This window comes from Aerolutibacter ruishenii (genome assembly GCF_007830115.1).
Taxonomy (GTDB): Bacteria; Pseudomonadota; Gammaproteobacteria; order Xanthomonadales; family Xanthomonadaceae; genus Aerolutibacter; species Aerolutibacter ruishenii.
The window spans coordinates 1-22225 of record NZ_VLKP01000011.1 but is presented as its reverse complement, the minus strand read 5'-3'; the positions used below and the strand labels follow the sequence as shown (position 1 = coordinate 22225).

Below are 22225 nucleotides of genomic sequence, written 5' to 3'. Positions count from 1 at the left end.
TCATTGTTTCAAAAGCGTTTTCCATCCGCGAGAAGGCTCCGCTGCTGGCCTCCGGCGCCGCGGAATGCCACCACCCGGGGGAGGATTGGCGCAAGGGCACGCTACGCAGCCCCCCTTACCGGGAGCCGCCCGCGCCGCTCAGTCCGCCAGCAACGCCGTGATCAACCGCCCGTGGCGCGCCACCTGCTGTTCGCGGCGAAGGCGGCTGGCGGTGAACACCGAGCACATCTCGTCCACCGCCACCGCGAAGTGCTCGTTGACGATCACGTAGTCGAATTCGCCGTAGTGCGACATCTCCTCGCGCGCGGCCGCCAGGCGCTGCAGGATCACCGCATCGGAGTCCTGCCCGCGGTCGCGCATGCGCTGCTCCAGCGCCTCGCGCGAGGGCGGCAGGATGAACACGCTGATCGCCCCCGGCACCTTGTCGCGTACCTGCCGCGCGCCCTGCCAGTCGATCTCCAGCAGCACGTCCTTGCCGGCGTTGAGTTGCGGCTCCACCGACTGGCGCGCCGTGCCCTTCCAGTCGCCGTGCACCAGGGCGTGCTCGAAGAAGTCGCCGGCCGCGACCATGCTTTCGAACTCGTCCTTGCGGACGAAGTGGTAGTGCTCGGCGTGGCGCTCGCCTGGCCGCGGCTGGCGCGAGGTGAACGAGATCGACAGGGCGATGTTGGGGTCGCGCGCGAGCACCGCATTGACGATGCTCGACTTGCCCGCACCCGAAGGCGCCGCGACGATGAACAGGGTTCCGCGCATGGTCATTCGATGTTCTGGATCTGTTCGCGGACCTGGTCGATCAGGACCTTGAGCTCGATGGCCGCGGCCGAGGTGCGGGCATCCACCGACTTGGAGCCCAGGGTGTTCGCCTCGCGGTTGAATTCCTGCAGCAGGAAGTCGAGCCGACGGCCGACTGCTTCCTTGAGCTTGAGTACCCGGCGTGCTTCGCCGACGTGGGCGTTGAGGCGATCGAGCTCCTCTTCCACGTCAAGTTTCTGCAGCCACATCACCAGCTCCTGCTCCAGCCGACCGGGGTCGGCGGGCTGCGCCAGGTCGGACAGGCGCGCCTCGAGTTTCGCGCGCTGTCCGGCACGGATGGCAGGCATCAGCTCGCGAACCTCGACCGCGATGGCGGCGATGCCGTCCACGCGCTCGGTGATGACCGCGGCCAGCTTGGCGCCTTCGCGCTCACGTGCGGCGATGAACTCATCCAGCACGGCGTCCAGCAGCGCCAATGCTTCAGCCTGAAGCGCCGCCGGGTCGGTGGCCTTGGCCTGGAGCACGCCAGGGAACTGCAACAACTGGGTGAATTCGGTCTTCAGCGCGGGGAAGCGCGCGGACAGGTCCACCGCCAGGTCCGACAGTTCGCGGATCCGGGTCGGGTTGACCTGCAGCTCGGCTTCGCCCTCAGGCGCGCGCAGGCGCAGGGTCAGGTCCAGCTTGCCGCGCGCGACGCGGGCGCCGATGCGCTCGCGCAGGGCCGGCTCCATTGCGCGCAATTCGTCGTGCAGGCGCACGCCCACTTCGAGGAAACGGTGGTTGACCGAGCGCAACTCGCACGAGAGCGCGCCCCATTCGGTGTCGCGTTCGCCGCTGGCGAAGGCGGTCATGCTGCGGATCATGCGTCAGTCCTGTCCGGAAGCGGGCCGGCAAGGGGCGAATGGTAAACTCGCCGGCCCCAAACCCGGTAATCGCACTGATGACCAGCTCCCTGCCGCAAGGCTTTTCCCGCCCCAGCGGCCGTGCCGCCGACCAGTTGCGCGAGGTGCGGATCGAGCGCGGCTACACGCGCCATGCCGAAGGGTCGGTGCTGGTCAGCTTTGGTGACACGCGGGTGCTGTGCACCGCCAGCGTGGAGAACAAGGCGCCGGCATTCCTGCGCGGCAAGGGCGAAGGCTGGGTGACCGCCGAGTACGGCATGCTGCCGCGCGCCACCAACACCCGCAGCGACCGCGAGGCCGCGCGCGGCAAGCAGGGCGGACGCACGCTGGAGATCCAGCGCCTGATCGGCCGCTCGCTGCGCGCCTGCGTGGATCGAAAGGTGCTCGGCGAGCGCACCATCACTCTGGACTGCGACGTGCTGCAGGCCGATGGCGGAACGCGTACTGCGGCGATCACCGGTGCCTACGTGGCGCTGGTCGATGCGGTGCGCTGGCTGCAGGCGCGCCGGGAAATCAGCCGCGACCCGGTGTTCGGCGCGGTCGCGGCGGTGTCGGTGGGCATCTACCGCGGCGTGCCGGTGCTGGACCTGGACTACGCCGAGGACAGCGACTGCGATACCGACATGAACGTGGTGATGAACGACGGCGGCGGCTTCATCGAGGTACAGGGCACGGCCGAGGGCCACGCTTTCCGCCGCGAGGAGTTGCACGCGATGACCGCCCTCGCGGAAATCGGCATCGCCCGGCTGGTCGCGTTGCAGCGCGAAGCATTGGCCGGCTGACGCGCCTTCCTGCGATCCTGGCGCGGATGATCCCGCCCGGGCCCTCCCTTGGCGCCACCGCCCTGCACGTGACCGCAACGCCATGAAACTGGTCCTGGCCTCAGGCAACGCCGGCAAGCTCGCCGAACTCAACGCCATCCTCGGCGAATCCGGCTTCACCCTGGTGTCCCAATCGAGCCTAGGGGTCGAAGACGTACCCGAAACCGGCCTGACCTTCCTCGAGAACGCGTTGATCAAGGCGCGCCACGCGGCACGAGTGACCGGCCTGCCTGCGTTGGCCGACGACTCCGGGCTGTGCGTGGATGCGCTGGGCGGCGCCCCCGGCCTGTACTCGGCGCGCTATGCGGGGGTGCAGGCCGATGCGGAAGCCAACATCGACAAGCTGCTGGCCGCGATGAACGGCATGCCCGAAGCGGCCCGCACCGCGCACTTCATTGCCGTGCTGGTGCTGCTGCGCCAGGCCGACGACCCTCAACCGCTGGTGGTGGAGGGCCGCTGGGAGGGCTTGGTGCTGCCGGCCCGGCGCGGCGCGGGGGGCTTCGGCTATGACCCGGTATTCCTCGACCCCGGATCGGGACAGACGGCCGCCGAACTCGCCCCCGCCAGCAAGAACCGCATCAGTCACCGCGGGCAGGCCCTGGCGCAACTGAAGGCCCGGCTGCAGGCATTGTCGCTGAACGATCCGCTGCACGCACGCTGATCCGCCCCGCAGCGCTCGCGCCGCGGTGGGACAATACGCCGATGACGCTGACCACCCCGCCGCTGTCCCTGTACGTGCACGTTCCCTGGTGCGTGCGCAAATGTCCGTATTGCGATTTCAACTCGCACGAACGGCGCGGCGAACCGCCTTTCGAGGCCTACGTGGATGCGCTGCTGGCCGACCTGGACCACGACCTGCCGCTGGTATGGGGCCGCAACGTGCGCACCGTGTTCTTCGGCGGCGGCACGCCCAGCCTGATGCCGCCCGAGGCCATCGACCGCTTCCTGCAGGGCGCCAGTGCGCGCCTGCGCTTCGCGCCGGGCTGCGAGATCACGCTGGAGACCAATCCAGGCACCGCCGAGCATGGCCGCTTCGAAGGCTACCGCGCCGCCGGCATCAACCGGCTCAGCTTCGGCGTGCAGAGCTTCGACGACGGCTGCCTGCAGCGCCTGGGACGCATCCACGACAGCGCAGAGGCCGAGGCCGCGGTCAAGCTGGCGCAGGACGCCGGCTTCGACAACATCAACCTGGACCTGATGTACGCCCTGCCCGGGCAGACCCTTGCGATGGCCGGGCACGACCTGCAACGCGCGTTCGCGTTGCAGCCCACGCACGTCTCGCACTACCAGCTGACGCTGGAGCCGAACACGGTGTTCGCGGCGCGACCGCCCGCCGGCATCCCCGATGACGACGCCAGTTGGGACATGCAGGAGCATTGCCAGACCCTGCTGGCCGATGCCGGATACGCGCAGTACGAAGTGAGCGCCTACGCGCGGCCGGGAAAGCGCTGCGACCACAACCTCAACTACTGGCGTTACGGCGATTACCTGGGCATCGGCGCTGGCGCGCACGGCAAGCTCACCCTGGGCAGCGAACAGGCCATCCTGCGTCGCTGGAAGCACAAGCACCCGGCCACCTACATGGCACACGCGGGTACGGCCTCGGCGATCGGCGGCGACGAACGGGTCGACGTGGAGAGGCGTCCCTTCGAGTACATGCTCAACGCCCTGCGGCTGGTGGAAGGGTTTGCCCTGTCGGAGTTCGCTGCGCGAACGGGGCTGGATCCTGCGCATGTCGCCAGCCGGTTGGACAAGGCATGCCGCGCGGGGTGGCTCGAGCGCAAGGACGATGTGGTGTCGCCGACCGAGTTGGGCCGTCGGTTCACCAACGACGTGGTCAACCTTTTCCTGGACGAGGCTGCCTGACGCCCTGTCCTGCCCCGAGTCGGTGTAACGTAGGACATCCTAGGGCTTCACCTGCGGCATCCATACGACGGGCGAAGGACCAGGGGATCCTCGTCAGGCCAGGTGCAGCCATGGAAACCAATGTAGGCACGGGAGTTCATCCGATGCGGTCAACCCTCGACTCGGCACGGCTGCCCGCTCGCGTCCAGCACATCCTTGAACGCGTCCTGGCCCTGGCGTCCGATGACCTGGCCCGCCGCCTGGACAAGATGCTGGTCGACTACGAGGAGCAGTTGTTCCGGCTTGCGGAACAAGCACGCAATCCGTCGCAGCAGGCGGTGCACTTCGAGACACTGCGCAGCGTGCGCGTCAACCGCGCCGACCTGGTGCCGCGCTACCTGCATGAACTCGAGCGGGTACTGAGCGTGATTCGCCAACCGCCTGCCAAGCCAGTCGAAACGTCACATCCGGTCGTGGGCTTCGGCCACCTTCGCCTGGTAGAGGATGACGCGATCACCGAAGCGGGCAGCCTGCGGGCCATGGCCGTCAGGCACGAGGCACGGTGCAGCCTGCCGTTGCTGTTGCTGGGGCAACGCTTCGGTGTCCTGGCAGGATCGCCTGCCTTCGACGCCGAGCACCTGCCGGTGGGGCCCCAGCAACTCTCGCGCATCCTCGCAGACGCCAGCCATGTCCTGCAGATCAGCCAGGACGCGCGGCTCCAGCTCTTCAAGTGCTTCGATACCCACGTCCTGTCCGGCTATGCGCACCTGGTGGAGGCGTTGAACAGCCTGCTGGCCCAGCAAGGCGTGCTGCCCAATCTGTCGTACGTGCCGTTGCGCACGCGCCCGGTGAACCCGGTGGCCGCGGCGGCCTCCGCGCAGCGCACACCGGCGGGACAGCGCGCGACCGCGTCCCCGCCGCCCCTGCAGCGCCCACACACCGGGCGGATGGGCGACGACAACGCGGAAACTCCGGATGACGAATCGGGAGTCACCTTTCCGCTGCTGCAGGAGTTGCTGGCAGGCCGCAGCGAGCTCATTGGAAAGCTACGCCCGGAGGTACCCCGTCCCTTGCGGCAGCAGATGTCGCCCCACGACCTGCAGACCGCGCTCGACGCCCAGCAGTCCCAGGACCGCGTGCCGCGCCCCGGGGCTTCAGGGTTGTCAGAACTGCGCCAGGCCCTTCTCGCGCACGGCCGCCGCAAGTACGGGGAATCGATTTCGCTTTCACCGGAAGACAGCGATGCCATCGAATTGCTGGGGATGCTGTATGCCGAACTGGCGCGAGAGGTCCGGCGCGAGTCCTCCAGCAGCTCCCTGCTTGAACGCCTGCAGCTGCCGATGCTGCGCGTGGCGCTGCAGGACCATGATTTTTTTGCCCGCGCCCACCATCCTGCCCGCCAGTTGCTGAACGCGGTGGCGGAATCCGGGGCCAACTGGCTCGCGGACGACGAGCGCGACCCGATATTGGAAGAGCACCTCAGGCGTGCGGTGGACCACGTGGTCCAGCACTACCGCGGTGACGCGGCTGTGTTCTCCAAGGCCAACCAGCCATTGCAGGACCACCTGCACGCAATGGCGCGCAAGTCCGAGGTCAGCGAACGACGCCATGTAGACGCGGCCCGGGGCAAGGAAAAGCTCGAGGTATGCAAGCGCAGAGCGCAGGATGTCCTCACCGAACTCATCGGCACGCGCTCCCTGCCCCGCTTCACCCATGCCCTGCTCGACCAGGCGTGGGCTGATGTCCTGACGCTGACCCTGCTGCGCAATGAGGAGGACTCGGACGCCTGGAAAACCCGGTACGAGGACACGAGGAGCATCATCGCGTCCGCCTGTGACGGGATCGCCGCCCCGGAGGGTTTGCAGCAGCGGATCATCCATGGCCTGGACCTGGTTGGTTACCACGGCGAAGAAGCCGCCCTGATCGCCAGGCGCCTGTGCGCAGACGAAGTCCAGGTGACCGACCAGCTCGCAACACGGACCGAGTTGGCGATCAAACTCAAGTCGCGGGCCCGCCTGGGTGAGCAGATGGGCGCGGACAGGCCCTCGCTACCGGAACGCGACGACGGCGAAGAGGCCTCTTACCAGGAGTTGACCCAGTTGCCTTTCGGGACCTGGTTCGAGTTCGTGACCAACCAGCAGGGCGACGTCGTCAGGCGGCGCCTGGCATGGTTCAGTACCGTTACGGGGCACGCGCTGTTCGTCAACCAGCGTGGGCAACGCGTGGACGAACAGACGCTGGACAGCCTCGCACGCATGATGGCCAAGAACCAGGCCCGGGTGGTCACCGCCGGCCGGAACCACCTGATTGATCGCGCATGGCAAGCCACGTTGGCGGCGCTTCGCAATTTCGCCAACCCTTCCCGTAATGCCCGGGGGTCGACATGACTGAAGATTACCGTCGCGCGCGGCGAGTTCAGGCGCCGGAGAACATCGAAGTACTGGACACGATGACCGATCGTGTCATTGGCCACGTGGGCAATCTGTCCGAAACCGGCATGCTGCTCACGTCGGGGAGTCCATTGGTGGACGACGCGCTGTACCAGCTGCGATTCGAGTTGCCGGACGGCACCGGCAGCGAACCGATCGAGGTCGGCGCGCACCTGCTGTGGCAGAACATGGCCAGTGCACCCGGACAAACGTGGGCGGGATTCCGCTTCATTACCCTGTCCGAGTCTTCTCAGGCCTGCCTGCGCGCATGGCTTGGTCCGTCACAGTGATTCTCCTGCCCGCTCAGGCCGCCTGGAACGGCACCGCCGTCGGCTGGTGCAACGCGAACCCCTGCGCATAGTCGACATCAAGCGCCACCAGCGCATCCAGGATCTCCTGGCTGGATACCCATTCGGCCACCACCTTCAAACCGCGCTGGTGGCCGATATCGGTCACCGCACGGACGATGGCATGGCTCATGGGGTCGTTGACCAGGTCACGAATGAAGCTGCCATCGATCTTGATGATGTCCACCGGCAGGTTCTTGAGGTATCCGAACGAGGACATTCCCGCGCCGAAATCATCCAGTGCGATCCGGCAGCCCGCTTGGCGCAGCCTGTCGATGAACCGCGACACCTGCGCCAGGTTGCGCACCGCCACCGTTTCGGTGATCTCGAAGCACACCCGTTGCGGCGCCACGCGATATCGATGCAGCAGCTGCAGGATGAGCTCCGTCAACGATTCGTCCTCCAGGCTGGCGCCGGAAACGTTGATGGTCGCCAGTGACAGGTCCTTGCCGCTGGGATGCAGCCGATCGAAATTGGCCAGTGCGTTCTCGATCACCCATCGATCGATCATCGGCATGAGGCCATAGCGCTCCGCCGCGGGCATGAATGCCCCAGGCACCACGAGTCGGCCCTCCTCGTCGCGGAAACGCAGGAGCAGCTCCACGCGGTGCACGCCACCCTGCTCCGGGCGCAACGAGCGCACCTCCTGGTATTGCAACTGCAGCCTTCCCTCGTCGATCGCCCAGCGCAACCGGTTTGCCCACTCCATTTCACTGCGCCGGCGCGAAGTCTCGTCATCCTGCTCCGAGTAGAAATGCACCCGGTTCCGGCCTGCCTCCTTGGCCAGGTAACAGGCCGTATCGACCTGCGCCATCACGTCCTTCAGGGTCACGCCGGGGTGGTCGATCATCACCGCGCCAATGCTCGCGCTGATGGTGTAGGTGTTCTGCTCCCAGACGAACATGAAGCCGTCGATGTGCTCGCGGACCCGCTCGGCCAGCAACCGCGCGCCGGCACGGTCGCCCACGTCGCAGGCAAGCACGCCGAACTCGTCGCCCCCCAGGCGGGCAAGTATGTCGCCACCTCGCAGTTGTTCGTGCATCAACGTAGCCAGCTGGATCAAGAGCTGGTCGCCCGCGATGTGCCCGGACGTATCGTTGATCAGCTTGAACTGGTCCAGGTCGATGTAAAACAGGGCCGCGGCCGGGCCGCCGGCAACCACCGATTGGACCACCAGTTCCGCCCTCCGCTCGAACTCCCGGCGATTGAACAATTCCGTCAACCCATCGTGGCTGGCCTGATAGATCAGCATCTCGGTGAGCTGTCGCTGCTCGGAGACGTCGGTAGCCACCAACAACCATTGTTCATGTTCGTCCAGCATGGCCGGCGACAGGGAAAGACTGGCCCAGAACCGCTTGCCGTCCGCGTCACGCAATTCGACCTCCGCCGACCCCACGCCCTCGTCCGCGGACTGGACCAGTTGTTCGTGGACCGCGGGATCTTCGAACACGGCCGCCAGTCCTTGCTCCAACCTGGCGCGCCCCAGTCGCGTACGCGCGGCCTGGTTGGCATAGCTGACCTGGCCTCCCTCGCGATCGACCAACAGCACCAGTGCCGGCAGGAGTTCGTTCAAAGCCCGGAACCGTTCCTCGCTCTCGCGGTACTGGTGGCTCATGCGCTGGCCCAGTTCCAGCGCGCGCCGCCGGGTGGTGGCCAGCGACCACACCAGCAACGCCAGCAATACGCTCGCCAGCAAGCCAGGCCAGAACACCGAATCCTGCCAGTTCAGGTCTGCCGATCTGTGTTGTAACGGCTGGATGCGCACCTGCCAGACGCGTCCGCCATAACGCAATAGCCGGTGGAAGCCCGGCGCACCGTCTACGGCGTTGAATCCAGGGTTCGAGTCGAACAGCAAGCGGACATACCCGTCCGTCACGTCCGACACCGCCACGCGAAGCACGTCGCGCGTTTCGTGGCGCATGGCGCTCCCGATCACGTCGCGAATGCGGAACGAGATCGCCAGCGAACCAAGCAACCGCTTCTGCCGAACCTCGGGCGTATCGGGACGAACGCCGGGCGAGAACACCGGCAGGCGCAGGATCATGCCTTCGGCCGGGGCGCCCGTGGCATCTGCCTGCACGAGGGTAAAGGGCGCCGAAAGCGTTGGCTGGTCAGTGAGCGTGGAGCGTTGCAGGGCTTGCAGGTTGGGGGCCTGTCGCGCGACGTCAAGCCCCAGCACCCGCTCGTTGCCTGCCAGGGGAACGACCCGCGTGGTGATGAACCGATCGCCCTCAGGCGTTGGCCGGCGCTCGGCGTAGGCCAACGCAAGCAGGCCGGGAAACCGTTCGCGGGGATTCAGGTTCGCGTAGATGTCGTCGAACTCCTGCGCCGTGACCTGCTCGGATGTCAGGAACAGGGTCTGTACGGTGCGTGCCAGCATGCCGCACGCGTCCAGTTGGGCCCGCAGCGCCTCATAACCGCGATCAGCCATGGCATCGAACGCCTGGCGTTGCTCTGCATCAAGCCGTCGTTGTTGTGCAACGGTCACCACGGTGATCAGCACGATGCCCACCAGCAGCGCCGCCAGGCTCCAGGCCCAGACGGTGACGCCCCAGGGACGCTCGTCCTGGACACTGGCCACCGACCGCTGCGAGGTGGAGAATCCGTCAAACTCCTTCGACGTCCCCAAGAGTGGCCCCATGATGATCCAAGATCTCGCGATGTTATACCCGCAGCACGTGCAAACAACGTGTGAGCGGACGAGCGAGGCCCTGGCCCGCGGCGGCTACGACCATCTGGTCGTGCCCAGTGGAACCTTGCATTACCACGTGTTCGACGATCGCGATTACCCCTTCGCGACGAATCCGCAGTTCAAGGCGTGGGTGCCGCTCACGCGCCACCCCGGCAGCTGGGTCGTGGCCACCCCCGGCCGCAAGCCCAAGCTGGTCTACCTGCAGCCGGCCGACTACTGGCACGTCGTGCCGGAGGCACCGGCAGGCTGGTGGGTGGAGCAGTTCGACATCGTGGTGATCCGCACGCCGGAAGAGGCACTGCAGCACCTGCCGGCCGACCCGTCACGCTGCGCCATCCTCGGCGAGCCGCAAAGCGCACTGGGCAACTTCGTGCCCAACAACCCACCCGCCGTGTTGAACTACCTGGAGTTCCATCGCGCGTTCAAGACACCGTATGAGATCGCGATGATGCGCGAGGCGACGCGCATCGGCGTGCGTGCGCACCGCGCCGCCGAACGCAACTTCCGCGCTGGGTCCAGCGAATTTGGCATCCACCTGGCTTACTGCCAGGCGGCCGGGCAAGATGCCAACGACCTGCCGTACGGCAACATCATCGCGCTCAACGAGCACGGCGCCGTGCTGCATTACACCGAACGCGACCGGGTCGCGCCGCGCGAGTCGCGCAGCTTCCTGATCGACGCTGGCGCCAGTTTCCATGGATACGGCTGCGATATCACCCGCACGCATGCGCGCGACACGCAGGGCGAATTCCAGGCGATGATCGACGCCATGGACGCAGCACAACTGCGCATGTGCGACGAAGTGCGTGCGGGTTTCGACTACAGGCAGCTGCATCTCAACGCGCACCTGGCCATTGCCGGCATCCTGCGCGATTTCGGCATTACCAGGCTCTCGCCGGAGGCCGCGGTGGAAACCGGCGTGAGCAGCGTGTTCTTCCCGCACGGCATCGGCCATGGGATCGGCCTGCAGGTGCATGACGTGGCTGGTTTTGCCGAAAGCGACCGGGGCGGCACGATCCCCAAGCCTGCGGGCCATCCATACCTGCGCCTGACCCGCGTACTGCAGCCGGGCATGGTAGTCACCATCGAGCCGGGCCTGTATTTCATCGACCTGCTCATGGACGAACTGCGGCAAGGGCCGCGGGCCGGCGACGTTGACTGGGCGCGGGTGGAGGCATTCAAGCCTTATGGCGGCATCCGCATCGAGGACAACGTGGCCTGCACCGATGCCGCACCCACGAACCTTACTCGGGAAGGCTTCGCGGCCGCATAACGCGCCCTGCGCCCGGGCCCGCGGACAACCGCGGGCTCCTGCTCCGTGGCGCTACGTCGCCCGGGGCCGGCATCAGCCCGCGGCACGGTTGCCGGCCATGTAGGCCTCGATCTCCTCGGCGCTGCGCGCCAACCCCTCGGTCAGCACCCTGTGTGCGTCGCGGGTGACCAGCACGTCATCCTCGATGCGGATGCCGATGCCGCGCCACCTGGCATCTACGCTGGTGTCGTCGGCGGGCACGTACAGGCCTGGCTCGATGGTGAACACCATGCCCGGCTCGAGCAGTCGCGACTCGCCATCGAAGCGGTACTCGCCCACGTCGTGCACGTCCAGGCCCAGCCAATGGCCGGTCTTGTGCCGGTAGTAGCGGCGATAGTGGCCTTCGGCGATGTTCTTCTCGAGCTTGCCCTTGAGCAGGCCCAGCCTCAACAGCCCTTCGGTCAGCGTTTCCACCGCGGCGGCATGCCCGGCCTCGTAGGGCACGCCCGGCCGCGCCTGCGCCAGTGCGGCGCGCTGCGCTTGCAGCACCAGGTCGTGCAGCGCGCGTTGCGGCGCGGTGAAACGGCCGTTGGCGGGGAACGTACGGGTGATGTCGGCGGCATAGCCACGGTATTCCGCGCCTGCGTCGACCAGCACCAGGTCGCCATCGCGCACCGGTGCACTGTTGGCGCGGTAATGCAGCACGCAGGCATTGCCTCCCGTACCGACGATGCTGCTGTAGGCCGGCTCGGCTTCGTGCAAGCGGAATTCGCGCTCCAGCTCTGCCTGCAGGGTGTACTCGTGGACCCCGGGGCGCACCGCGCGCATCGCCGCTTGGTGCGCCAGCACCGAAATGTCGGCCGCGCGCTGCATCAGCTTCAACTCGTCGCGGTCCTTGAACAGGCGCATCTCGTCCAGCAGATGGCCCAGTTCCAGGAACTCATGCGGCGGGCGGTCGCCCATCTTCATGATCGCGCGCACGCGGTTGACCCAACCGATCAGCTTGAGGTCGAACTCGGCATCGCGGCCAAAGTGGTAATACACGCGACCACGTCCTTCCAGCAGGCCTGGCAGGATGTCGTCGATGTCGGTAATGGGGTAGGCGTCGTCCATGCCGAATGCCTCGATCGCGCCCTCGGTCCCGAACCGAGGGCCGTCCCAGGCCTCGCGCTCGGGGTGGCGCTCACGGCAGAACAGCAGTGTTTCACCGTGCTTGCGGCCGGGTACCAGCACCAGTACCGCCTCCGGCTCCGGAAACCCGGTCAGGTACCACAGATCCGAATCCTGGCGGTACGGAAAGTGCGTGTCCCGGCTGCGGATGCGTTCGGTCGCGGCCGGCAGCACCAGGATCGCGTCATTGCCGGCCATGCGCATCAGCTGCTTGCGCCGGCGCGCGTATTGCGCGGCGGGAATGCCGGTGTGGTGGGCCATCGATCGCCTCAATTCAGCCGGGCACGATGCTGGGCGGCGAGCACGCAGTCGCCGTGCAGCAACAGCGCCGCCACGCGCACGAACTCCTCGATCTCGACGAGGGCCGCTTCGTCCTCGTCGTCACCTTCATCCTGCGGTTGCGCGGCCGCGAGCTTGGCCAGGTCGGCCAGCGCCTCGGTACTTTCCGGGGACAAACGTGGGTTGGCACCCACTGCAAGGCCAAATGCCCCCAGGAAACCGCGGCACCAGTCGAACAGCGCCTCGCTCCGCACGGCCAGCGAGGCCTCCGGGTCTGGCAGCAGCAGATCGAAGCCGAAATCGCGATCGCTGAACTGGGCCACTGCGACTTCGCGCAACTGGTCCAGCGGTGACTGTTCCTCGGGCGTCCCCAATGAAGCATCCACCAGCACCTTGGCCGGCCAGTCCCGGACGGCTGCGCCACCACCCGCCAGCCAGCCACACAGGGCGCCATGCAGTTCCGACGGACTCAGTGCCAAGGCCAAGCGGCGGATTTCCGCCTCAACGCTGGCCAGGGATGGCAATTCGGGATTGGGCACATGCATCGCCACGCTTGGGGGATGCCAGTGTACCAACCAGCGCAGCGACAGCCGCACTTCCGTTCGGGTTGTGGTGCCCGCACGGCCTGCCTACACTGGCCCAGGTTGCCCTCTCGCGCCTCGGTTGCCGTGCCGCCTTCCTCCCACCGCAAAGCCGTAGGCCAAGGCCTGCTGGCCCTGGTCCTGGCCTTGCTGGGACTGGCCCTTCCACCGCCTGCTGTGGCGGCAACGCGCGAGTTCTACTTCCAATCGCTGGGAAGCGGCCACGGATTGGTGCAGAACACCGTCACCTCCCTGGCCCAGGATCGCCAGGGCTTCGTCTGGGTGGGCACGCAGGGTGGCCTGCACCGATTCGACGGCCAGCGCTTCGTCCCCTATCGGCACGACCCGCAGAATCCCGCCAGCATCCCCGACAGCTACATCACCGCGCTCGCCCTGGACAGGGAACGCGGGTTATGGATCGGCACCCGGTCCCGATACGTCGCCCGCCTCGACCTGGGCAATGGGACGGTGCGCCGTTACCTTGCCAATCCGTCGCCCTCCGGGCCGCGCCACCATGTCCTCGCACTGGCTGCGCAGGGTGATCGCCTGTGGGTCGCCTCGGTCGACGGCCTGGAATGGCTCGAACCCGAGAGTGGACAGCGTCATCCGGTAGTGGCGCTGCAGCCCACTGCGGATCGCGACACCGCGCCGCAGAACCTGCTGACCGATGCGCACGGCACCCTCTGGTACGGCAACCGGACGGGCCTGTTCCGGATCAATCCCGATGCACAAGCCACCCGCGTTGGGCCTGCGGTTTCCGTGACGAGCCTGTCTCTGGATCGGCAGGGACAATTGTGGGTTGGACGCGGCGACGGCTTGTACCGGCTTCACTCCAATGGCCGCGACGTATTGCGCGTATGGCCGGATGGGTCGGCGCCCGCCGCTGGCGATGTGCGCTCGATCATCGAGGCCCCCGACCGCCACCTGTGGTTCAGCGTGGGCAGCGAAGGGCTTCGACGGTTCGACCCACAGACGGGGACGGTCAGCGTCATCGAGGAGAATGCATCTGTCCCCGCCAGCCTCCCGGAAGATGCCATCACCGCGCTGATGGTCGACCGCAGCGGCATGTTGTGGGTGGGTGGCCAGTTCCGCGGAGCGGCGATCACGGATCCACGTGGCTCCCGCTTCACCTATGTGCTGGAGTTGGACGGCACCCGCAAAGGCAGTGCGGCGGCGGATGACAGCATCCGCTCGGTCCTGGAGACGGAACCGGGTGTGCTGTGGCTGGGTACGGACGACGGGCGCCTGCTCCGCTACGAAACGGCCGACGACCGGTTCACCGACTGGACCCCACGGTTGCCCACGCCACTCGCTTCGACCAAACGCCGGGTGATGGCCATGGGCAATGCTGGCCACGGCCGGCTCTGGCTTGCCACTACCCATGGGCTGCTCCGCCTGGACACTGGCAGCGGCAGTGCCGAGACGATTCCGCTGGGTGCGTTTGGTCAGCCCAGCCTGCGCTCCCTGCTGCTCGCGCGTGATGGCGACCTCTGGTTGGGCTCCCTGAAAATGGGTGTGTTCCGCTACCGTCGCGACGGATCGGGTGTCAGCCAATATGCCTGGCGCGAAGGTGACCCGCGCTCGCTGTCCCACCCCACCGCCAATGCCCTGCTCGAGGACGGCGAGGGACGCATGTGGATCGGTACGAACGGCGGCCTGGATGTGCTGAACCCCGCCACCGGCCAACTCCGGCACCTGCGCCACCATGACCACGCCCCGGGCAGCCTCGCGGGGAACGTGGTACGTAGCCTCTCGCAGACCGCGGACGGTACGGTGTGGGTGGGCACGCATTCCGGGTTGAGCCGCGCGACCGAAGCGGCCGACGGCTCCATCCATTTCAGCCAGCCGCTCAGCGGCAAGCTGGCCACTTCGACCACGCCAGCGATCTACTCCATCAGTCAATCCGGCGGGCGCGAGCTGTGGCTGGGTACCGACATCGGCATGCTCCGGCTCGACCCCGGCAACGGATCGGTCCGCACCTATGGCGTCGCGGACGGACTGCAGGACCTTGAGTTCAATGGCGGCGCAGCCACACGGCTGCGCGATGGCCGACTGGCCTTCGGCGGCGTGCGCGGCCTTAATCTGTTCGACCCTGCGCGCATCGTCGATTCCAGCTTCAGCCCGCCCGTGCGGTTGCTGGCGGCCCGCATCGGGCTCGACGCGTCGGGCGACAGCGGTGCCCTGTGGCTGCCCTCGCAACTCGACATTCCCGCCGGAGCCGACCTTCTGCGCCTGCGGATCGGCGCCTTCGACTTCCACCCGGCCGCGCGCATCCGCTACCGCTATCGCCTGGAGGGCTTCGACCGAGGGTGGGTCGACAACGGCACCTCTCCCGACATCACGTACACCCGCTTGCCTCCTGGCGGCTACACCCTGCGTGCTCAGGCCACCAACCGCGACGGCATCTGGAGTCCCGATGAACTGCAGGTCCCTGTCCACGTCGCGCCACCGCTCTGGCGTCACCCGCTGGCCATTTTCGCCGCAGTCCTGGTCGTGTTGGGCGCGATCGCGGCCGCGGCCTGGCACTGGAACCGCCGCCGCCGAATCGAACAGAACTATTTCGGTCAGATCCGCGAACGCGAAGAGCGCCTGAAGCTGGCCCTGTGGGCCTCTGGCGAACAGTTCTGGGACTATGACCTCGCGCACGGGCAGGTGCATCGCATGCGCGTGGACGACCCCACCGGTGGCCCCGGCGGTGGCGAAATCCGCACCCAGATCACGACCGATCACGTCATCCATGGCGACGACCTGCCGCAGGTCCTCGACCAGCTTCGGCAACACCTTCACGGCGATTCAGCCTTGTTCCTGTCCGAGCACCGCACGCGCGCGCCCGATGGCAGTTGGCAGTGGGTGCGGGCCCGCGGGCGCGTGGTCGAGCGTGGCCCCGATGGCCGTGCGCTCCGGGTGGCCGGCACCGCACGCGACATCACCGCCAGCCGCAGCGCCGAGCGTGAACGTCGCATTGCCAGCGAAGTACTTCGCAGCATGGCCGAGGCCGTCGCCGTATTCGACCGCGACTTCAACTTCGTCTCGGTCAATCCCGCGTTCTCGCGCATGACCGGTTACAGCGACGCCGAGGTCATCGGCCGTGACACAGCGCTGCTCGACAGCCTGCAGCACGACCCCGACTTCTACCAGCACATGCGCGTCGAGATGGAACGCACCGGTCGCTGGTCCGGAGAAGTCTGGCAGCGGCGCAAGGACGGCACCGAGTTCCTCTGCTGGCTGCAGGCGAGCATCGTGCACGATGCCAGCGGACAACGTGGCCACTACGTCGCCGTTCTCGGTGACATCACCGACCAGAAGCGCGCCGAGCAGGAGCTGCGCTACCTGGCCAACTACGACACCCTCACCGGCCTGCCCAACCGCACGCTGCTCTCGGAACGACTGTCGCGCGCCATCGTGCGTGCCCGGCGGCAGAACCACCGCATTGCAGTCCTGTTCCTCGACCTGGACCGTTTCAAAGACATCAACGACTCCCTCGGCCACGCCGCGGGCGATCGCATCCTGCGCGCCGCCGCCGCACGCCTGCAGCAGACCGTCGGTGCCCAGCACACCGTCGCCCGCCTGGGTGGCGACGAGTTCAACGTGGTACTGGAGAACATCGACAACGCGGAACAGGCCGAACAGGTCGCGTTGGAGATCATCGCCGCGTTCGAGCGGCCACTGGACCTGGAGGAGCGCCACGAAGTGGTGATCTCGCCCTCCATCGGCATCAGCCTGTACCCGGACCACGCCCAGGTGCCGACCGACCTGCTCAAGCACGCCGACACCGCGATGTACCAGGCCAAGGCCATCGGCCGACGTACCTTCATGCGCTACACAGAGAGCATGGATCACGAAATCCGGCAGCGCGCCACCATCTCCACCGCGCTGCGCAAGGTGCTCGACCGCGGCGAGTTGCGGCTGGTATTCCAGCCGCGCATGGCGCTGGCGGACCGGCGCATCACCGGCGTGGAAGCACTGCTGCGCTGGACCAGCGCCGAGCATGGCGAAATCGCCCCGATCCAGTTCGTGCCCCTTGCCGAGGAGACCGGACTGATCATGGAGATCGGCGAATGGGCGCTGCGCGAAGCCTGCACCATACTCAAGCGCTGGCAGGACCAGGGCCTGGATGACCTCACCATGGCGGTCAACGTGTCGGCACTGCAACTGCTGCGGGGCGACCTGCCGACGGTGGTCTCCCGCACGCTGGAAACCACCGGCATCGACGCCCGGGGCCTGGAACTGGAACTGACCGAAAGCGTGATCATGGAGAACGCCGAGCAGACCGCCTCCACCCTGCAGGCGTTCCGCGAACTCGGCATCGCACTGGCCGTGGACGACTTCGGCACCGGCTACTCCTCGCTGGCCTATCTCAAGCGCCTGCCGATCAATACGCTGAAAATCGACAAGGCGTTCATCGCCGACCTCACCATCGATCCCGACGACGAGGCCATCACCACCACGGTCATCGCCATGGCGCACTCCCTGGGCCTGAACGTGATCGCCGAAGGCGTGGAGACGGAGGCGCAGATGCACTTCCTGCGGACCCACGAATGCGACGAAATCCAGGGCTACTGGCTCGCAAGGCCGATGGAGGAGCCCGAGTGCCTGGCCTTCATCCTCGACTGGGGCCGCCCCCGGCACGTGACCGCCGTAACTTGACCGGCCGCCCGACACTGCTATCGTTCACCGCATGGACCGCGACGAACTCCTCGCACAGCTGCAAGCGCTCAACGCCCGCATGGACGAATTGACCGACCGTGCGCGCCGCCTGGGCGAGGAAAACCGCAGCCTGCGCCAACAGCAGGAGCAACTGGTCGGCGAGCGCTCCGCGCTGTTGGCCAAGAACGAGATGGCCCGCACCCGGGTCGAGGCGATGATCGCGCGGCTGAAGTCGCTGGAGCAGCACACGTGAGCGCGCCCCACCCGGTCACCATCCGCATCCTCGACCGCGAGTACACCGTCGGCTGCGAGCCCGATGAACGCGACAGCCTGCTGGCCGCAGCCAAGGTGCTGGACGGCAAGATGCGCGAGATCCGCGGCAACAACCGCATGGCAGCGCTCGACCGCGTCGCCGTGCTCGCCGCGCTGAACCTTGCACACGAACTGCAGCTGGCACGCAGCGAGAACGAAGGCCGCGACCGCGAACTGACCCGCACCTTGGGCGACCTGCAGCGCAAGCTTGACGGCCTGTTCGACGCCACCGCCCGCTGAGTCCAGGCGGCTGCTCTACTGGCAAACGTCCCCTCCGGGATGCCCGCCGCCATCACCACCGCCGACACATCCGGTAACGCGTGTGGCTGAATGCCCCCCGCGCGACACCGACGGGCGGACACTCGCCTTCGTCTGCCCGCGCTATACTGCGTTCACGTCCTCTGCTGTGTTCGACGGCGTACGCAAACATTCGCCTTGTCCCTTAATTACGACCACGGGGGCGCGACCGAGGCCCGGAGTGCAAGTCCGCCACGCAGCGGGAAGCCCGACGGCCACCAAGCGTCCCCACTTGAACCCCGGGTTCAAGGTCGTTTCGTAAGCATCGGCACGAGCGGAGGACTTCCTTTTCATCGCCGGCGGTGCGGGCCACTGTCGGCGCACCCGGCCAACCGTGGCCAGGCTCGCCCGCTGCCCCGGATTGCGCTGGATGACCGACGACCTTGCGGCGGAACGCCGACAACTCCGTACCGTGTTGCGCGACCGACGTCGTGCCCTGCCTCCCGCCATCCGCATTGCCGCCGCCGAACAATTGGCCGCGCGTTTGCTGATGCTGCCATTCGCGCCCGTTCAGGGGTATGTGGCTGGCTACTGGGCGATGGACGGCGAGATCGCCCTGCATGCCTGGCAGCTCAAGCTTCCGCCGGGTTGCGTGTACTGCCTGCCGGTACTGGGCGACGACGAATGCCTGCGATTCGCGCCGTGGCGTCCGGGCGACCCGCTGGTGAGCAACCGGTTCGGCATCCCCGAGCCCGATCTGGCGCCCGCGTCGCTGCTCGAGGCCTCACAACTCGCAATGGCGGTGATGCCGCTGGTCGGCTTCGACCGCTGCGGCCAGCGCCTTGGCATGGGGGGCGGCTGGTACGACCGCACCTTCGCCTTCCGCCACCGTGCCCCGGCCCCGCCTTTCCTGGTGGGCGCGGCATTCGACGTCCAGCATGTCGAGGCACTCGACCAGGCCGCATGGGACGTTGCCGTCGACGCGGTATGCACTGAATCCTCATTCATCGATTGCCGGAATTGCCCATGAGCCTCCGTCGCCGCTACTGGCTGATGAAGTCAGAACCCGACGCCTTCTCCATCGACGACCTGCAGCGGGTCGGCACCGAGCCCTGGAACGGCGTGCGCAACTACCAGGCGCGCAATTTCATGCGCGACCAGATGCAGGTCGGTGACGGCGTGCTGTTCTACCACTCCAATTGCGTGGTACCGGGTATCGTGGGTACCGCAACCGTCGCCAGCCGCGCCTACCCGGACGCCACCCAGTTCGACCCGAAGTCCGACTATTACGACCCCAAGGCTACCCGCGAGGAACCGCGCTGGTTCCTGGTGGACGTCGCATTTGAACGCAAACTCCGGCGCACCATCGCACTGGACGAGATCAAGCAGCATGCCGATGCGCTGGGCGAGGAGTTTGCGTTGATCCGGCGTGGCAACCGCCTGTCCGTGTTCCCGGTTAGCGCCACGCAATGGAAGCACTTGCTCGCACTGGAATGAGCCGTATACGCCGGCCGCTGCATCTTGATGGCCGCTTGATGGCCACCCGGCGCCGGCGGACCGGGTTGGCACTGGCACCCCGACCCTGCTCGACCCGCTCCCAACCACCCTTTCCCACTGCAATTTCGAGAGATACCCCATGAGTGAAGCCAAGCGTCTGGCAGGTGAAAAGGCCATCGAATACGTCGAAGACGGCATGATCGTCGGCGTGGGTACCGGCTCCACCGTCGCCTATTTCATCGATGCCCTCGCCCGTATCAAGGACCGGATCAAAGGCACCGTCTCCAGTTCGGACCAGAGCACCGAACGCCTGCGGGCCCATGGCATCGAGGTCCTTGACCTGAATGCCACCGGCCCACTGTCGCTGTACGTGGACGGTGCCGACGAGTGCGACCCGCGCAAGTGCCTGATCAAGGGTGGTGGCGCAGCCCTCACCCGCGAAAAGATCATTGCGGAAGCCAGCGACCGGTTCGTCTGCATCATCGACCCGGCCAAGCGTGTCGAGGTACTCGGGAAGTTTCCGCTCCCGGTCGAAGTCATTCCGATGGCCCGGAGCCTGGTGGCGCGCGAGCTCCTCGCCATGACCGGCGGCCAGCCCGTGTGGCGCCAGACGACGGAAGGCCAAGGCGTGGTTACCGATAATGGCAATCTGATCCTCGACATCCACAATCTGTCCATCACGGACCCGACTGCCATGGAGCAGGCGATCAACCAGATTCCCGGCGTGGTCAGCGTGGGGCTGTTTGCCCGTCGACGGGCGGACGTAGTGATCGTTGGTGGCGAGCCTCCGACCGTCTTCTGACGAGGGCGGTTCTGGTTACCAGAAGACGCGTGCAGCACGAACCAGGAGCGGGGCGTGCTGCCTCTGGTCCACCGTCTCGGTGATTGCGTATTCATGCTGGCTGGTATCGCGCAGTATCGGAACGGTGGCCACGCTGCCGTTCGGCATCAACAAGCGCCCCACCGCTGGGTGGGCGGCATTCTCGCTACGGCGACGCACCACGCCCACCTCGCCGTTGTTCAATCGCACCAACGTGCCTGGCGGGAATATCCCGATCTCCTTGATGAATGCCTGCGCCAGCGATTCGTCGACCGTGCTGCCGCGTTCCAGGAAAATCGTGCGCAACGCAGTTCTGGCGTGGATGGCACCGCGGTACGCACGCGGCCGAACCATCGCTGTGTAGATGTCGACAATGGCAAGCATGCGGGTCAGCGGAGGGATCGCGTCGCCCACCAAACCCATTGGATAACCTGATCCATCCAGCCGCTCATGGTGCAGCAATACCGCATTGAGCCAAAGCGGGTCGGCTGCCCCAGCGTCGGTCAGCAAACGATGTGCGTCTCGTGTATGAGACTGAACGATCGCCCGTTGCTCGGCGGTCATGCCGCCGCTTTGACGGTTCAATTCGGCTACCTGCGCTCCCAGTACAAGATCGTGAGTTAACCCAGCCAGCAGCAACGAACGCGATTCGGCTTCGTCCAGCCGAAGCACTCTCGCTCCCAGTACACAGAGCGCGCCCGCGTGCAGCTGCCTGGCGGCATGGTTGTCCACGTCGACATCCAGCTGCAGGGCCGCCAGCATCGCGTCAGCATCCCGCCGCATGAGCAGTTCGACGGCATCAGCCAACCCCTGCAGGCATACCAGGGATTGGACAGCCCCGTTCAACAACATCCAATGTGCCTTCTGCATGTCCCGTTGAAGCGCTTGGGCCGCCTCGAAAACGGGTAGCACCTCGGCCTGGGCAAGCGATTCGGCTTTTTCAGAATCCTTCGCGCTGGCGTAGACACCACGCTCACGCAGCGCTTCGAGCTGCGCCGGGCCATTTATCACCATGCCTCGGCCGAGCAGGAGTTTGCCTTGGCGATCGTAAACCGGCCATTGCAGCGCGACACCTATCGCCAGGTCATCGGGTGTAATGGTCGCCATGCCAAAGGACTCCTCGTCGCTTCAATAACGGCACGGCTCCGGAGATACTGAAGCCAATAGGAACAACAGGGACCTGGAGCGCCAAAGGACCGTCCCGCGCCTGTCGCGCGTGAGCGTGGCTTGTCTTCTCCAACGCCCCTGGGCGGAAACGGTGTCGTTGTTGTTGGCGTTGACGCGGTTATTGCGCGCGCAAAAGAAGAAGGCCGGATCCTGTTGGATCCGGCCTTCGGTGTAAAGCCCCTGGCGATGACCTACTCTTGCATGGCTTGAGCCACACTACCATCGGCGCGTGTGCGTTTCACTTCCGAGTTCGGGAAGGGATCGGGTGGTTCCACACAGCTATTGTCACCAGGGAGAGGGTGGAGGGTCGCCATCACGGCGCACGCGCTCTCGTTGGTTGCCCTGGACGGATCGATGCACTGATCTGCCTTGGGCGAATAGTTTGGAATGTAGCGAGGTATTGTGCCGAACGTCGAACGTGTCGTCGAGTCCAAGGCCACTTGAGGTTATATGGTCAAGCCACACGGATCATTA

Annotated in this window: 18 protein-coding genes, 1 rRNA gene and 1 other RNA gene; 13 read left to right on the top strand and 7 right to left on the bottom strand. The window is 66.5% G+C overall.

The window, feature by feature from the left end:
- Positions 1-138: 138 nt before the first annotated feature.
- Both gmk and IP93_RS12560 read right to left on the bottom strand, forming a co-directional pair.
- Positions 139-753 carry a guanylate kinase gene (gene gmk / locus IP93_RS12565; protein ID WP_144816239.1) on the bottom strand — a complete coding sequence of 205 codons (615 nt, stop codon included), beginning with the start codon at positions 751-753 and terminating at the stop codon, positions 139-141.
- Between the two features lie 2 nt (positions 754-755).
- The gene (locus IP93_RS12560) at positions 756-1616 is read right to left on the bottom strand and encodes a YicC/YloC family endoribonuclease (protein ID WP_144816237.1); all 861 of its coding nucleotides are present in this window, start codon (positions 1614-1616) and stop codon (positions 756-758) included.
- Between the two features lie 77 nt (positions 1617-1693).
- Here IP93_RS12560 and rph point away from each other — a divergent pair, with 77 nt between their 5' ends.
- The 5 genes from rph (at position 1694) to IP93_RS12535 (ending at position 7040) form a co-directional block, all read left to right on the top strand.
- Positions 1694-2437, top strand: a complete 744-nt coding sequence (gene rph / locus IP93_RS12555) for a ribonuclease PH (RefSeq protein ID WP_144816235.1) — start codon at positions 1694-1696, stop codon at positions 2435-2437.
- Positions 2438-2519: 82 nt separating this feature from the next.
- A complete protein-coding gene (rdgB, locus tag IP93_RS12550; protein ID WP_144816233.1) occupies positions 2520-3137 on the top strand; it encodes an RdgB/HAM1 family non-canonical purine NTP pyrophosphatase in 618 nt (205 codons plus the stop codon).
- 41 nt (positions 3138-3178) lie between these two features.
- A complete protein-coding gene (hemW, locus tag IP93_RS12545; protein WP_144816232.1) occupies positions 3179-4342 on the top strand; it encodes a radical SAM family heme chaperone HemW in 1164 nt (387 codons plus the stop codon).
- A 143-nt stretch (positions 4343-4485) separates the two neighbouring features.
- A complete protein-coding gene (locus IP93_RS12540; protein WP_158636341.1) occupies positions 4486-6708 on the top strand; it encodes a DUF1631 family protein in 2223 nt (740 codons plus the stop codon).
- Positions 6705-7040, top strand: a complete 336-nt coding sequence (locus IP93_RS12535) for a PilZ domain-containing protein (protein WP_144816228.1) — start codon at positions 6705-6707, stop codon at positions 7038-7040. The genes IP93_RS12540 and IP93_RS12535 overlap by 4 nt, the downstream gene beginning before the upstream one ends.
- 13 nt (positions 7041-7053) lie before the next feature.
- On the opposite strand, the gene IP93_RS12530 is transcribed toward IP93_RS12535, so the two are convergent.
- Complete coding sequence (locus IP93_RS12530; RefSeq protein WP_144816227.1) at positions 7054-9738, bottom strand: bifunctional diguanylate cyclase/phosphodiesterase; 2685 nt, start codon at positions 9736-9738, stop codon at positions 7054-7056.
- Between IP93_RS12530 and pepQ the strand changes: the two genes are divergently transcribed.
- Positions 9737-11062 (top strand): Xaa-Pro dipeptidase, encoded by a 1326-nt coding sequence (gene pepQ, locus IP93_RS12525; RefSeq protein WP_144816225.1) that lies wholly within the window; start codon positions 9737-9739, stop codon positions 11060-11062. The genes IP93_RS12530 and pepQ overlap by 2 nt on opposite strands.
- A gap of 72 nt (positions 11063-11134) precedes the next feature.
- Here pepQ and IP93_RS12520 read toward each other — a convergent pair whose 3' ends face one another.
- Both IP93_RS12520 and IP93_RS12515 read right to left on the bottom strand, forming a co-directional pair.
- The gene (locus tag IP93_RS12520; protein ID WP_144816223.1) at positions 11135-12472 is read right to left on the bottom strand and encodes an aminopeptidase P N-terminal domain-containing protein; all 1338 of its coding nucleotides are present in this window, start codon (positions 12470-12472) and stop codon (positions 11135-11137) included.
- An 8-nt stretch (positions 12473-12480) separates the two neighbouring features.
- Positions 12481-13035, bottom strand: coding sequence for a UPF0149 family protein (locus IP93_RS12515; RefSeq protein ID WP_144816221.1), 555 nt, complete (start codon positions 13033-13035; stop codon positions 12481-12483).
- A gap of 123 nt (positions 13036-13158) precedes the next feature.
- On the opposite strand from IP93_RS12515, the gene IP93_RS12510 reads away from it, so the two are divergent.
- The 7 genes from IP93_RS12510 (at position 13159) to rpiA (ending at position 20566) form a co-directional block, all read left to right on the top strand.
- Positions 13159-17718: an EAL domain-containing protein gene (locus IP93_RS12510; RefSeq protein WP_158636340.1), complete on the top strand. Its 4560-nt coding sequence runs from the start codon at positions 13159-13161 to the stop codon at positions 17716-17718.
- A gap of 31 nt (positions 17719-17749) precedes the next feature.
- Positions 17750-17971 (top strand): TIGR02449 family protein, encoded by a 222-nt coding sequence (locus tag IP93_RS12505; protein ID WP_144816218.1) that lies wholly within the window; start codon positions 17750-17752, stop codon positions 17969-17971.
- On the top strand, positions 17968-18270 hold the full coding sequence (locus IP93_RS12500) for a cell division protein ZapA (protein ID WP_144816216.1): 303 nt from the start codon (positions 17968-17970) through the stop codon (positions 18268-18270). The genes IP93_RS12505 and IP93_RS12500 overlap by 4 nt, the downstream gene beginning before the upstream one ends.
- Before the next feature lie 155 nt (positions 18271-18425).
- Positions 18426-18612, top strand: a non-coding RNA gene (gene ssrS, locus IP93_RS12495) — 6S RNA.
- Positions 18613-18697: 85 nt separating this feature from the next.
- A complete protein-coding gene (locus IP93_RS12490) occupies positions 18698-19297 on the top strand; it encodes a 5-formyltetrahydrofolate cyclo-ligase (protein ID WP_144816214.1) in 600 nt (199 codons plus the stop codon).
- Entirely contained in the window at positions 19294-19764 is a 471-nt protein-coding gene (locus IP93_RS12485) for an EVE domain-containing protein (protein ID WP_144816212.1), read from the top strand. The genes IP93_RS12490 and IP93_RS12485 overlap by 4 nt, the downstream gene beginning before the upstream one ends.
- Before the next feature lie 139 nt (positions 19765-19903).
- Entirely contained in the window at positions 19904-20566 is a 663-nt protein-coding gene (gene rpiA, locus IP93_RS12480; protein WP_144816210.1) for a ribose-5-phosphate isomerase RpiA, read from the top strand.
- 15 nt (positions 20567-20581) lie between these two features.
- Here the strand turns inward: rpiA and IP93_RS12475 are convergent, their stop codons facing one another.
- Positions 20582-21691, bottom strand: a complete 1110-nt coding sequence (locus tag IP93_RS12475) for an HD-GYP domain-containing protein (protein ID WP_144816209.1) — start codon at positions 21689-21691, stop codon at positions 20582-20584.
- Between the two features lie 238 nt (positions 21692-21929).
- Positions 21930-22044, bottom strand: a 5S ribosomal RNA gene (rrf, locus tag IP93_RS12470).
- Positions 22045-22225 lie beyond the last annotated feature (181 nt).